This is a genomic window from Flavobacterium sp. LK-23, from assembly GCF_058135255.1.
The window spans coordinates 231,652-245,084 of record NZ_JBYUVT010000004.1 but is presented as its reverse complement, the minus strand read 5'-3'; the positions used below and the strand labels follow the sequence as shown (position 1 = coordinate 245,084).

The following is a 13,433-nucleotide window of genomic DNA, read 5'->3' as shown; positions in this document are numbered from 1 at the left end:
CTCCTTCGTCGAAATGATAAGATTGAGGGGATAATTAAACCTCATTAAAAAAAACAACACTATGACAAGCCACAACAGCTGCCGTTTCTGTTCTTAAACGTGTATTTCCTAAAGCTACGGGCTTGTAATTGTTTTCTAATGCCAATGCAATTTCTTTTTCAGAAAAATCGCCTTCGGGACCAATTAAGATCGTAACATCTTCGTTGGGTTTTAAAACCTCTTTCAGCGATTTTTTGTCGGTTTCTTCGCAATGTGCAATTAACTGTAAGCCATTTTGCTTTTGCTTAATGAATTCTTTCAACGAAATAGCTTCATTTAATTTCGGAAGAAATGTTTCGTTGCATTGTTTCATTGCCGAAAGAATGATCTTTTCGAAACGATCACGGTTAATCACTTTTCTTTCAGAACGATCACAGAAAATAGGCGTGATTTCCTGAATTCCAATTTCGGTAGCTTTTTCCAGAAACCATTCAAAACGATCGTTCATTTTAGTTGGCGCAACAGCCAAGTGCAAATGAAGCTTTGGTTTTTCGGCATTCGTAATGTTAAGGACTTCAACAATACATTTATTGTCTGAAGCCAATGTAATCTGAGTTTCAAACAATAGCCCAGAACCATTTGTAACATGCAGAATATCTGCATCTTTTTTTCTAAGGACTTTTATAATATGACGGCTTTCTTCCTTGTCAAAAGAAAAGCTTTCGGTTGTTTCGTCTATATTCGGATTAAAAAATAACTGCATGATTTAAAATTCGATTCTTGCTTTAGAAACTACAGCAGAAGTTTCAAAACGATTAGATAAGTATTTTTGGTATCCTACAATTCCAATCATTGCAGCATTGTCTGTTGTATATTCAAATTTCGGAATAAAAGTTTTCCAGCCGTATTTGCTTTCGGTCTCTTTCAGCGTATTTCTAATTCCTGAATTTGCCGAAACTCCACCGCCAATTGCAATTTGTGTAATTCCGGTTTCTTTTACAGCCAATTTTATTTTATCCATTAAGATTTCAATAATCGTATGCTGAATAGAAGCACAAATATCGTTTAGATTTTCTTCAATAAAATTCGGATTCTGCTGTTTGTTCTTTTGAATGAAATATAAAATAGCTGTTTTTAATCCAGAAAAGCTAAAATCTAATCCCGGAACTTTAGGTTTTGTAAAAGGAAAAGCTTTCGGATTTCCTTCTTTCGCATATTTATCAATCAAAGGTCCGCCAGGATAGGGAAGTCCAAGAATTTTAGCGCTTTTGTCAAATGCTTCGCCTACAGCGTCGTCTGTGGTTTCTCCAATAATTTCCATATCAAAAAAACTATTCACTTTTACAATCTGCGTATGTCCTCCGCTAATGGTTAAAGCTAAAAAAGGAAATTCTGGTTTATCATATCCTTCTTCATCAATAAAATGAGCTAAGATATGAGCATGCATATGATTTACAGCAATTAGCGGCACATTTAAAGCCAATGACAATGATTTACTGAAGGAAGTCCCCACCAATAAAGAGCCCATTAATCCTGGTCCTTGCGTAAACGCGATTGCGCTTAACTGTTCTTTTTGTACATTTGCTTTACGAAGTGCAGCATCTATTACAGGGACAATATTCTGCTGATGTGCTCGGGAAGCCAATTCAGGAACAACACCTCCGTATTGATTATGAATTAATTGATTGGCAACAACATTTGACAATACTTTGTCGTTATGTAAAACCGCGGCAGCAGTATCATCGCATGAACTTTCGATGGCTAGAATAAAAACCTCTGGATTTTGCATATAAAGGCACAAATTTTGAATTATATTTGACAAATCAAACGATTATATTTCTTTGATTTAAGCAGTGCCCCAAAATTAAAGAATTTTTATCAAAAACAGCCGTACTTTGTCTGTTCAAAATAAATTAAAAGAAAACTAAAATTAAAGAAGCTATCAAAAAAGTAAAAAAAATAATATCACGAATCCTAATGGGGTTGCTTTTACTTTTGTTAGCGCTCGCTATCATACTATCTCTTCCTGTCGTTCAGACACAGATTGCCAATTATGTGACCAACTCATTAAACGAAGATTACAAGGTTAATATTAATGTTGAAAAAACGGCAATCAATATTTTTGGCGGAGTAAAATTGAAGAATGTAACGATTTTAGATCATCATAAAAAAACGATGATTTATTCGGATATCATTACTACTGATATTGCCAGTTTTAGCAGACTGTTAGACGGAGATTTAATTTTTGGAGATTTGCGTTTAACAGGTTTGATTTTTAATCTGAAAACCTACAAGGGAGAAGACGAGAACAACATCAATAAGTTTATACAGGCTTTTGAGGTAGAAAATACGCCAAAGAAAAAATCAACAAAACATTTTCTTTTAACTGCTAAAAACGCTTACATCGAAAAAGGAAGGTTTTCTGTTGTCGATGAAAATAAAACTACACCTCAATTTCTGGATTTTACAAAGCTAAATGCCTATATCAGTGAGTTTAAATTGTATGGGCCAGATGTAAATACAAACATTCACCGGTTTTCTTTTATGGATCACCGCGGTTTGTATGTTTCTAATTTTGCGGGAAAATTTAGTTATACTAAAAAACAGATTAAGGTTGAAAATTTGGCTATTAAAACCAAAAGATCTTCTATTTACGGTTTAGCTATTTTAAATTATAAACCGTCAGATTTTCTTGATTTTACAGATAAAGTTCGATTTAATGTTGTGATAGATTCGTCTTCTATTGCAACAAACGATATCCGTTATTTTTATGATGGTTTGGGAAAAAATCAGCATTTTAAACTGAAAACAAAATTAGATGGTCCGTTGAATAATATGACGCTTACCAAGTTAAGATTGAGCGATACAAACGGATCAAAAATTAACGGGACAATCAATTTTAGAAATCTTTTAGGCAGCAAAGAGCAGAAGTTTTCTATGGATGGAAAATTTGATAAACTGCTTTCTAGTTATGATGATTTGGTGATTTTGCTTCCAGGAGTTTTAGGTAAAAAACTTCCGATCGAAATGAAGAAAATTGGTAAGTTTAATATTGTTGGAAAAGCAAAAGTAACGACCACAGAACTAGAAACAGCTTTTAAAATTGCTACCGATATCGGGAACGGACAGGTTGATCTTCATATGAATAATATGGACTTTATTGATCGCGCTTCTTATTCTGGGAATATCATTTTGACGAATTTTGATGTTGGAACTGTTTTAAGCAGAAAAGATATTGGCAGAACTACATTGAATCTTGATGTGGATGGAGTTGGTTTTACCGAAAAATATTTGAATACGGTTATTAAAGGAGATATTGCGAAACTGGATTACAATAAATACACCTACAATAATATAGTAGTAAATGGAAACTTTAAGCTTCCTTATTATAAAGGGCAAATTGCGATAAACGATCCAAACCTGAATTTAAGTTTTGATGGTTTGCTAGATTTGAGCAAAAAAGAGAATCGTTATGATTTTCATATCAACGTTGAAAATTCTGATTTGCGAAAACTTAAGTTGGTCAAAGATTCGATTTCGCGTTTTAAAGGAGATGTTGTCGTTCAATTAACTGGAAATTCTATCGAAAATCTGCAAGGAGACATTTTTATTAATGATGCAGAATACGAAAACCCAAAATCGACTTATGTTTTTGATCAAGTGAATCTGAACTCCAGTTTTGATGCCGATCGTTTGAGAACCATCACGATTAGTTCGAATGATGTGGTTGACGGAAAAATTGTTGGTAAATTCAGATTTGATCAATTGGATAAATTGGTTATGAATTCTGTGGGTAGTTTATATACCAATTACAAGCCTTATAAAGTTAGAAAAGGGCAGTTTTTACGATTTAATTTCCGTGTTTACGATAAAGTGGTTGAAATGCTTTATCCGCAAATTAATATTGATTCCTCTACCGTTGTGCGCGGAAAGATAGATTCGGATTTGCAAGAATTTAAATTTCGTTTCAGATCTAAAAAAATTACCGCAGACAAAAACACCTTTGATAATATCCGTATTAATATAGATAATAAGAACCCGCTTTATAATGCTTATGTCGAATTAGATAGTATTAAGACGCCTTATTATAAAATACGTGATTTCAATTTGATTAATGTTACGGCAAATGATACTCTTTATGTGCGTTCGGAGTTTAAAGGAGGAAATCAGGGTGAGGATTACTTCAATCTAGATTTATACCATACTATAGATAAGAGTAAAAATAATATTATCGGGATCAAGAAATCTGAAATGAAGTTTAAGGATTATATCTGGTACTTAAATGAAGATGCTGAAAAAGATAATCAGATTATAATTGATCAATTTTTTAAAAATTTCACATTTGATAATATCGTTTTATCTCACGAAAACCAAAAAATTGATTTAAATGGAGTTATTAAAGGAACAGATTATAAAGATCTCCAACTGACTTTTGAAGATGTTGATATTAATAAAATTACACCTGTAAATTCCAAATTTGTATTTGATGGTAATTTGAATGGAAATGTTAATTATAAGCAGAATAAAAATGTTTATCAGCCCACGGCATCCATAAAAATCGATCATTTGGTTATGAATAAGACAGAATTGGGTACACTTAATTTTGATATTTCTGGAGATGAAAGCTTTAAAAAGTTTACGGTTAATTCATCGATTCAAAATGGTTTTACGGAATCATTTAGGGCAAACGGAACTTTTGCTGTAGAGAATAAAGAAACAATTATGGATATGAGCCTGAAACTTGAAGGTTTCAATTTGGCTACATTAGGAACTATCGGTGGAGATGTTTTATCGAACGTTCGTGGTTCTGTTTCTGGAAATGCGGCTGTGATTGGGAATTTGAAAAAACCGGAAATTAACGGTCGTTTGTATGTAGAAAAAGCAGGAATGACCATTCCGTACCTCAATACAGATTACGAACTTAGCGATAGAACGGTAATTGATTTAACAAACGAGAAATTCTTGTTCAGGAATAATCAGTTGACAGATACTAAATACAACACAAAAGGTTTGCTGAACGGAAGTATTGAGCATAATAATTTTGGAGATTGGAAATTAGATTTGAATATTACTTCTAAACGATTAGTAGCGCTCGACACAAAGGATAGTGATGATGCGGCCTATTTTGGTACGGCATTTATAAACGGATCGGCCAGCATAAAAGGTCCTGTTGATGCTCTGTTTATTAAGGTAGACGCAAAATCTGAAAAAGGAACCGAGGTTAAGATACCTATTAATAACACGCAAAGTGTTGGAGAAAGCAGCTGGATTCATTTTGTAACACCAAAAGAAAAGTATAATCTAGCCAATGGAATTATAGAAAAAACCAGAGATTATAATGGACTTGAACTAGAATTTGATTTTGATATTACTCCAGATGCCGAAGTAGAAGTTATTCTAGATCGAAATTCTGGTCATGGTATGAAAGGAAAAGGATATGGATCGCTTTTGTTTAAAATTAATACTTTGGGTAAATTTAATATGTGGGGGGATTTCCAGGCATACGAAGGAACTTATAACTTTAAATATGGTGGACTTATCGATAAAAAGTTTACGGTTAAAAAAGGAGGTTCTATTATTTGGGAAGGAAACCCAATGCGTGCCCAACTGAATTTGGAAGCTGTTTATAAAACGCAGGCCAATCCAGCGGTGCTTTTAGATAATACTTCTTCATTCAATAAAAAAGTTCCTGTAGAGGTTGTTATTGGGTTGAGAGGAGATTTGGCTAGTCCAGAACCAAATTTTGACATTCAGTTTCCATCAGTAAGTAATGTTTTAAAATCTGAGATACAGTATAAATTGGATGATAAGGATATTCGTCAGACACAAGCACTTTATTTATTGTCAACGGGTTCGTTTATGAGTACCGATGGATTCAGTCAAGGAGATTTTTCTGGTACATTAACAGAAACGGCTTCGAGTCTACTGGGTGGAATTATCAAATCGGATAATGATAAAGTAAACATCGATTTGAATTATATTGCGGCAGATAGAAGAACAGGACAGGAGGTTGATGGTCAGTTTGTAGCCAATATATCGTCTCAGGTAAATGAACGAATTACTATCAATGGTAAATTGGGAGTTCCTGTTGGAGGTGTAAACGAATCGGCTATTGTGGGAGATATTGAGATTTTGTATCGTGTAAATGAAGATGGCACGATGAACCTTCGCTTATTCAATAAAGAAAATGATATTAATTATATAGGGCAAGGAATTGGTTATACGCAAGGAGTCGGTATTTCGTACGAAGTAGATTTTGATACCTTTAGCGAGCTTGTCAATAAGCTGTTTAAAAGCCATAAAATTGAAAAAGCAGTAAAAGGTTCTTCTGCCGATCAAATGCAGGATTCTTATTTAAATCCGGATTATATGAATTTTACAAGTAAAAAAGATTCGGAGAAAAATAAAAAGAAAGCAAAAGAAGACGAGGAGAAAAGAAAGAAAGAAGAAGAAAAGAAGAAAAAGGAACAGTCGCAAACACAAACTCCAAATAATAACAATCAGGGGCTGATTCCAGACAACGATTATTAACACTTTGTTAAAAATAGACATTTATAAAACCATTATTCTCGATAATGGTTTTTTTTGTGCTAAATTTAGGCGCTCTAATAGAATTTTCCAAGTGAGCGGGAAATTCTGATTTTTATAACACTTCATCAGGGTATTGTTAATTTTGACGATTTAATTAAAAAAATACGGTTTTATTATTTTTAATGAAATTTTTTCCTAGAAAAAACTTATTAACGAAAACGTTTGAATTTAACAGATTTTATTAATTTATGATAATCGTAACCCGAAAAGTGCTGAATGTTTGCTAATTTTACACTTTAATACTTAAATAATGCCAAAAACAATAAAAAAAGTAGGTGTTCTTACCTCAGGAGGAGATTCACCTGGAATGAATGCTGCAATACGATCAGTTGTTCGAACTTGCGCATACCATAATATAGAATGCATCGGAATTTATAGAGGGTATCAAGGAATGATTGAAGGAGACTTCAAGGAGATGGGACCACGAAGCGTAAATAATATTGTAAACAAAGGTGGAACGATCTTAAAATCGGCTCGTTCAGTTGAGTTTAGAACCCCTGAAGGTAGAAAGAAGGCACACGAAAACCTAGTTAAGGCTGGTGTAGATGCTTTAGTTGTTATTGGCGGTGATGGTAGTTTTACTGGAGGATTAATTTTTAATTCAGAATTCGATTTCCCAATAATGGGAATTCCTGGTACAATTGACAATGATATTTATGGTACAAGTTTTACTTTAGGGTACGACACGGCTTTAAATACTGTTGTAGACTGTATCGATAAAATTAGAGATACTGCGAGTTCTCATAACCGTCTTTTCTTTGTAGAGGTTATGGGTAGAGATGCGGGTCATATTGCTCTTAACGCTGGTATTGGTGCAGGAGCAGAAGAAATTCTTATTCCTGAAGAAGATTTAGGTTTAGATCGTCTTTTAGATTCACTTCAAAAAAGTAAAGCATCAGGAAAATCATCTAGTATTGTTGTAATTGCTGAAGGAGATAAAATTGGTAAAAACGTATTCGAATTAAAAGATTATGTTGAAGCTAATTTACCAGAATATGATGTACGTGTTTCTGTATTAGGACACATGCAGCGTGGTGGTTCGCCATCTTGTTTTGACCGTGTTTTGGCAAGCCGTTTAGGAGTTAAAGCAGTTGAATCTTTAATTGAAGGAAAATCGAACTATATGGTTGGACTTCGTGAAGATAAAGTGATCTTAACGCCGCTTGAGCAAGCTATCAAAGGTAAATCAGAAATTGATAGAGAATTATTAAGAGTGTCTGACATCATGTCGACATAACCAATATAAAGTTTAAAAAAAGAGAGAGAAGTTTATTGTGAGGAAATTAGACTTTGAATTAGTGTAATAAAAACAAAAGCAAAAAATTTAGTAAAATGTCAAAAGTAAAATTAGGAATAAACGGATTTGGACGTATCGGAAGAATCGTTTTTAGAGAGTCTTTCAATAGAGATAATGTAGAAGTTGTTGCAATCAATGACTTGTTAGACGTAGACCACTTAGCTTATTTATTAAAATATGATTCAGTTCACGGTCGTTTCAACGGAACTGTAGAAGTTAAAGAAGGAAAACTATATGTAAACGGAAGAAACATCCGTATCACTGCAGAAAGAAATCCTGCTGACTTAAAATGGAACGAAGTTGATGTAGATGTAGTAGCTGAATGTACTGGTATCTTCACAACTATCGAAACTGCAAGCGAGCACTTAAAAGGTGGAGCTAAGAAAGTTATCATTTCTGCTCCTTCTGCTGATGCTCCAATGTTTGTAATGGGAGTAAACCACGAAACTGCAAAAGCTTCTGATTTAGTTGTTTCTAACGCTTCTTGTACTACAAACTGTTTAGCTCCATTAGCTAAAGTTATCCACGATAATTTCGAAATCGTTGAAGGTTTAATGACTACTGTTCACGCAACTACTTCAACTCAAATGACAGCTGACGGACCTTCTAGAAAAGACTGGAGAGGTGGACGTGCTGCTGCAATCAACATCATTCCTTCTTCAACAGGTGCTGCTAAAGCGGTTGGAAAAGTTATCCCATCTTTGAATGGAAAATTAACTGGAATGTCTTTCCGTGTACCTACTGCTGACGTTTCTGTTGTAGATTTAACTGTAAAAGTGGCTAAAGAAACTACTTACGAAGAAATCTTAGCTGTATTGAAAAAAGCTTCAGAAAACGAAATGAAAGGTATCTTAGGATATACTGAGGATGCAGTTGTTTCTCAAGATTTTATCTCAGATAAAAGAACTTCTATCGTTGATGCTGGTGCAGGAATCGGTTTAAATTCGACTTTCTTCAAATTAGTTTCTTGGTATGACAATGAGTACGGATACTCAAGCAAATTAATCGATTTATCTGTACATATTGCAGGTTTAAAATAATAATATATATTTTTGCAAAATCCCGTTACTTTACAATAACGGGATTTTCTTATTTTGTTACTTCTATAATTAATGTAAAAAGTACACTTTTGAATTAAGAATAGAGAAACCTAATTCCAAAAACTAAACAAATGAAATTAATAGTTGACAGTGGATCTACTAAAGCCGATTGGATTGCGATAGATGATAATGGAAAAGTATTATTCACAACACAAACTTTAGGATTAAATCCTGAAATTCTAGACGAGCCAGAAATTATCGAAAGATTAAATGACCGTTTTGATATCTTACAAAATAAAAAAAATGCTACACATTTATTCTTTTATGGTGCCGGATGTGGTACAGATAGAATGAAAGAGTGGTTAAAAAGAATTTTTCAAGAATATTTTTCTAACGCCATTGTAGACGTTCAAGAAGATACTTATGCAGCTGTTTACGCAACAACTCCAAAAGGAGAAGAGGCAATAGTTTCAATCTTAGGAACAGGTTCTAACTGCAGTTATTTTGATGGAAAAGTATTGCATCAAAAAGTACAATCATTAGGATACATTGTTATGGATGATTGTAGTGGTAATGTTTTTGGAAAAGAATTAATTAGAAAATACTATTTTAATAAAATGCCTAAAGAATTGGCTGTTGAACTTGAAAAAGAGTACGACGTTGATCCAGATTTTATTAAAAACAAATTATATAAAGAACCAAACCCGAATGCTTATTTAGCTACTTACGCTAAATTTTTAATTAAGCATAAAGACACTGAGTTCTGCAGAAAAATCATCTTCAAAGGAATGAAGTCTTTCGTTAAGAATTACATCAAACAATTTGATAACTGCAAAGAAGTTCCAGTACATTTTGTTGGTTCTATCGCATTTTACTTGAAAGACGAATTGCAAGAGACATTTAATAAATATGAACTTCAATTAGGTAATGTTTTAAGAAGACCTATTGATGGATTAATTGCTTACCATGTCGCTAATCAATAGTTCTGGTTTTATGGAAATTGCCATTATTGCTCATGATGGAAAAAAAGCGGATTTAATTGATTTCTTAATCAAAAATGAAGCTGTTTTGCATAATGAAAAGATAAGGCTTATTGGTACTGGTACTACGGGAGGAAAAGCAGAAGCTGCGGGATTTAAAACTCAAAGAATGCTATCTGGACCTCTTGGAGGCGATGCGCAAATTGCAGGAAGAGTAGCAGAAGGAATTACGCAGATGGTTTTCTTTTTTAAAGATCCTTTATCGAGCCATCCGCATGAAGCAGATATTAATATGCTAATTCGTGTTTGCGATGTGCATAATGTGCCGCTGGCAACCAATGAAGCAACGGCACAATTATTATTAGATGCTATTGCACAGCGATTATAGAAATTTCTACATTAACATTTTTTGGCAAACAAGCCACTTGAACCGTTTCACGAGCTGGAGCGGTTTTTTCGTTAAAATAAGAACCGTAAACCGTGTTTATTGCTCCAAAGTTATTCATGTCCATGATGAAAATAGTTGACTTAACAACATTTTCAAATGTCATACCTGCAGCTTCAAGAATAGCGGCAATGTTTTGCATCACTTGATGTGTTTCATCATTAATATTGTCTGTAATCAATTCTCCTGACTCAGGATTGATTGCAATTTGTCCAGAAGCATAAAGTGTGTTTCCAGATAAAACGGCTTGATTATAAGGCCCGATTGGAGCCGGAGCTTTCTCGGTGAAAATGATCTTTTTCATAATAAAATTATTTTGATTCGAAAGTATTTTATCTATTTGAAACGCTTCGTTTGTTCCATTTGATATCGCTAAGCATACCAGATTTAATTCCGATGAAGAAGTTCCAGTTAGAGTTTGTACCCAAAGGCTGCCAGTTAAAGGCCATTCTCCAGCTTAATAAATCTCTTTCAAAACGGAATTGTGTAAAGGTAACTCCTTTTTGTACAAAATCGTATCCTGTAGAAACTCCAGCTTTCCATTTAGGGGTAAGATCGGTATTGATGGAAATCATAAGAGAGTTTCCAGAAATAGTGCTTTCTCGTTTGATGTTTGAATAGGTTAACGAATAGGCAAGTGTCATGTCCCACGGAACTTTCGAATTGAAGAATTCTGTGATTACATCATCTTTTTCGGGTTCATTGGCAAACTGACTGTTACGGCTGTCATTTAAGTCGGTATTGGTACCAAATAAGTCATCGCTTCGACCTCCGTTTCGTTGACTCTGTGTGTTTTGTTCTTTTTCTTTTCCGCTTCCTTTATTCGAGAATGAGTAGTTTACAGTTACGTTTGCACTTGTCATTCTGAATAAACTTCCGCCATTGTCAATGTTGAATTTGTCAATTTTGTTACCACCATTATCAATCGCGTAAGGATCTAATGTTGCACCAAAGTTCATATTCATTTTATTGTCAAAAAATTGTGTTCCACCACTAACTAATACAGGCTGCCATCCAAATGTTGATTTTCCGTCAGCATTAAAATTATAGCTTGTGCTAAAGTTTAAGTTGTTTAACAGCATTATTTTTTTAGGTTCTGTTTTTGTGCTGTCTCGATCTCTTACTTTAGCTTCAAAAGTATTACTCAAAGCAAAACCAACAATGTTTGAATTGTCTTTTCCTGGCGATCCATATATTCCGCTTTCAAATCGCGTGTACTCAGAAGTAATTCTACCAGAAGCATCGACAGCATACGTATCGTAGTATTTTTCAAAACTAGGAGTATAGGCATAAGTTACACTCGGACGCATTACGTGTCGAATAGATTGGATTCTTTTATCGTCTCCAAAATTAAAAGTTCCGTAAATCGTCGTACCTAAATTAGTGCTGAAATTGTATGTTCTAAACGAGTCAAAACCATTTACGGTTTTGTTAACTGTTTGTCCTTCTGTAGGGTCGTAAACTTTTTGAATCGTTTTATTGACCCATGTTTCTTGATAAGTTGTAGAAGCTCCAGCACTAAAATATTTGAAGATTTTAAAGTTGGTGCTTAACGGAATAGTCTGTTGTAAACCTAATTGTGCATCGTCAAACATTTGTGGTTTGAAAAACAGCGAATCTTTGGTTTTGAAATAGTTTTTACCGCTTACATTGTACTGTAAGTTGATATTTTTGATTAATCCTTTTTTAACCCCATTTTTTCCAACAAAAGGATAGATACGGTCAATACTTCCTTGTAAAGACGGAAGTGTCATAATAATGTCTTCTGTTTGTGTATTTTGACTATGAGTTGCAGATAGCGCAATACGGGAACCTGGGATCGTATTAAATGTTTTATTATACGAAATAGATGAGCTTAATGTGTTATTTAAGTTCGATCCAATATTGGCTTGGTTGATAGACTGTTTGAAGTACTTACTACTACCCATGTTGACAGAAGCAGAGAAAGTAGAATTAGGGTTCGATTTTGTGTCTTTAGAATGTGACCACTGAATATTGTAGATGCTTTGTTTTGAATAATCAGGATAACCGCGTTCGCTGCTAATTAAATTTTCAAAACGAATGTTCACATTTCCTCGATACTTATATCTTGTCGCATATGCAGATTCAAATCGCATGGCGTAACTTCCGTTGGTATAATAATCACCAAGTACGGTTAAATCGTAATTATCACTTAAAGCAAAGTAGTAACCTCCATTTTGCAATGAAAATCCACGTGTATTAGAATCGTTGTAACTCGGGATGATAATACCCGATACGCTTTTTTCCTTGCTTAAAGGGAAAAAACCGTAAGGTAATGCAAGTGGAGTAGGAACATCGGCAATTACCATTTGCGTTAAGCCTGCAACAATTTTTTTACCAGGTACAAACTTAATTCTACTCGTTTGGAAATAGTATTCAGGATGGTCAATATCTTGAGCAGTTGTAATACGTGCACCTTTTAAAAAGTATACAGAGTCGTTTTCTTTTTTAGTTACAGAAGCCTTAATGTTTAATTCGCCTTGTTTTGTTCTTGAATTATAAATTAAAGCCTTTTTTGTTTTAAAATTAAAGCGAATAGAATCTGGTTGCACTTCGCTTGATCCCTGTTTAAAGTTAGGATATTGAGTTAATACTCCAGCAGAATCTTTAATTCTTCCGGCATAAACTTCGTCTTTTTCATAATTAAGAACAATTATACCCGATTTTAATTCGACATCTTTGTAGTATAATTCCGCTTCATTATATAAGGTGATCAGCTTTTTTTTCTGATCAATTTTAGCATAGTCTTTTGCTTTGTATCTTACTTTTCCATCCAAAAAAGTCTTTTTTGGTTTAACTGTATCTAGTTTTATGGTGTCTGTAATGGCAGGATTTTCTTTATCTGTTTGTTTTACAGCAGGTAAAGGCTTTTTTTTGTTTTTTATTTCTTGCGAGTATAAATTACCACAACCTATAGTTAGGAAAAATGATATTAAAACGATATTAAATAAGTTTGTGTGCAAAGGTTTAAATGCTATTTTTGTAAAATTATGGCTTGTTTTTTGACATGTCAAACTTACATATAATTTTTTGGCAAAAATAATCAATTCTAAAAATTATAACAGCTGCATTTTATTAAA

9 protein-coding genes are annotated in these 13,433 nt (G+C 33.7%); 5 read left to right on the top strand and 4 right to left on the bottom strand.

Going from position 1 to position 13,433, the window contains the following annotated elements; translation table 11 throughout:
* Positions 1–34: 34 nt before the first annotated feature.
* Positions 35–742: a 16S rRNA (uracil(1498)-N(3))-methyltransferase gene (locus tag AC3Y25_RS08520; RefSeq protein ID WP_489902440.1), complete on the bottom strand. Its 708-nt coding sequence runs from the start codon at positions 740–742 to the stop codon at positions 35–37.
* A 3-nt stretch (positions 743–745) separates the two neighbouring features.
* Complete coding sequence (gene tsaD, locus AC3Y25_RS08515) at positions 746–1,768, bottom strand: tRNA (adenosine(37)-N6)-threonylcarbamoyltransferase complex transferase subunit TsaD (RefSeq protein WP_129745714.1); 1,023 nt, start codon at positions 1,766–1,768, stop codon at positions 746–748.
* Positions 1,769–1,956: 188 nt separating this feature from the next.
* Here tsaD and AC3Y25_RS08510 point away from each other — a divergent pair, with 188 nt between their 5' ends.
* From AC3Y25_RS08510 to AC3Y25_RS08490, 5 genes are all read left to right on the top strand, one after another.
* Complete coding sequence (locus tag AC3Y25_RS08510) at positions 1,957–6,510, top strand: translocation/assembly module TamB domain-containing protein (protein WP_489902439.1); 4,554 nt, start codon at positions 1,957–1,959, stop codon at positions 6,508–6,510.
* 310 nt (positions 6,511–6,820) lie between these two features.
* A complete protein-coding gene (gene pfkA, locus AC3Y25_RS08505; protein WP_095930499.1) occupies positions 6,821–7,807 on the top strand; it encodes a 6-phosphofructokinase in 987 nt (328 codons plus the stop codon).
* Positions 7,808–7,902: 95 nt separating this feature from the next.
* Positions 7,903–8,907, top strand: a complete 1,005-nt coding sequence (gene gap / locus AC3Y25_RS08500; RefSeq protein WP_012026555.1) for a type I glyceraldehyde-3-phosphate dehydrogenase — start codon at positions 7,903–7,905, stop codon at positions 8,905–8,907.
* A gap of 131 nt (positions 8,908–9,038) precedes the next feature.
* Complete coding sequence (locus AC3Y25_RS08495; protein ID WP_095930500.1) at positions 9,039–9,890, top strand: N-acetylglucosamine kinase; 852 nt, start codon at positions 9,039–9,041, stop codon at positions 9,888–9,890.
* A 10-nt stretch (positions 9,891–9,900) separates the two neighbouring features.
* Positions 9,901–10,275: a methylglyoxal synthase gene (locus AC3Y25_RS08490; RefSeq protein WP_095930559.1), complete on the top strand. Its 375-nt coding sequence runs from the start codon at positions 9,901–9,903 to the stop codon at positions 10,273–10,275.
* On the opposite strand, the gene AC3Y25_RS08485 is transcribed toward AC3Y25_RS08490, so the two are convergent.
* Positions 10,256–10,636: a RidA family protein gene (locus AC3Y25_RS08485; RefSeq protein WP_095930501.1), complete on the bottom strand. Its 381-nt coding sequence runs from the start codon at positions 10,634–10,636 to the stop codon at positions 10,256–10,258. The genes AC3Y25_RS08490 and AC3Y25_RS08485 overlap by 20 nt on opposite strands.
* A gap of 28 nt (positions 10,637–10,664) precedes the next feature.
* Positions 10,665–13,367: a putative LPS assembly protein LptD gene (locus AC3Y25_RS08480; protein WP_172426924.1), complete on the bottom strand. Its 2,703-nt coding sequence runs from the start codon at positions 13,365–13,367 to the stop codon at positions 10,665–10,667.
* Positions 13,368–13,433 lie beyond the last annotated feature (66 nt).

Bases quoted from the DNA above. Each gene is read 5' to 3' on its own strand.
- AC3Y25_RS08520 (WP_489902440.1), bottom strand. From the start codon at position 742: ATGCAGTTATTTTTTAATCCGAATATAGACGAAACAACCGAAAGCTTT.
- pfkA (WP_095930499.1), top strand. From the start codon at position 6,821: ATGCCAAAAACAATAAAAAAAGTAGGTGTTCTTACCTCAGGAGGAGAT.
- AC3Y25_RS08495 (WP_095930500.1), top strand. From the start codon at position 9,039: ATGAAATTAATAGTTGACAGTGGATCTACTAAAGCCGATTGGATTGCG.
- tsaD (WP_129745714.1), bottom strand. From the start codon at position 1,768: ATGCAAAATCCAGAGGTTTTTATTCTAGCCATCGAAAGTTCATGCGAT.
- AC3Y25_RS08485 (WP_095930501.1), bottom strand. From the start codon at position 10,636: ATGAAAAAGATCATTTTCACCGAGAAAGCTCCGGCTCCAATCGGGCCT.
- gap (WP_012026555.1), top strand. From the start codon at position 7,903: ATGTCAAAAGTAAAATTAGGAATAAACGGATTTGGACGTATCGGAAGA.
- AC3Y25_RS08510 (WP_489902439.1), top strand. From the start codon at position 1,957: ATGGGGTTGCTTTTACTTTTGTTAGCGCTCGCTATCATACTATCTCTT.
- AC3Y25_RS08490 (WP_095930559.1), top strand. From the start codon at position 9,901: ATGGAAATTGCCATTATTGCTCATGATGGAAAAAAAGCGGATTTAATT.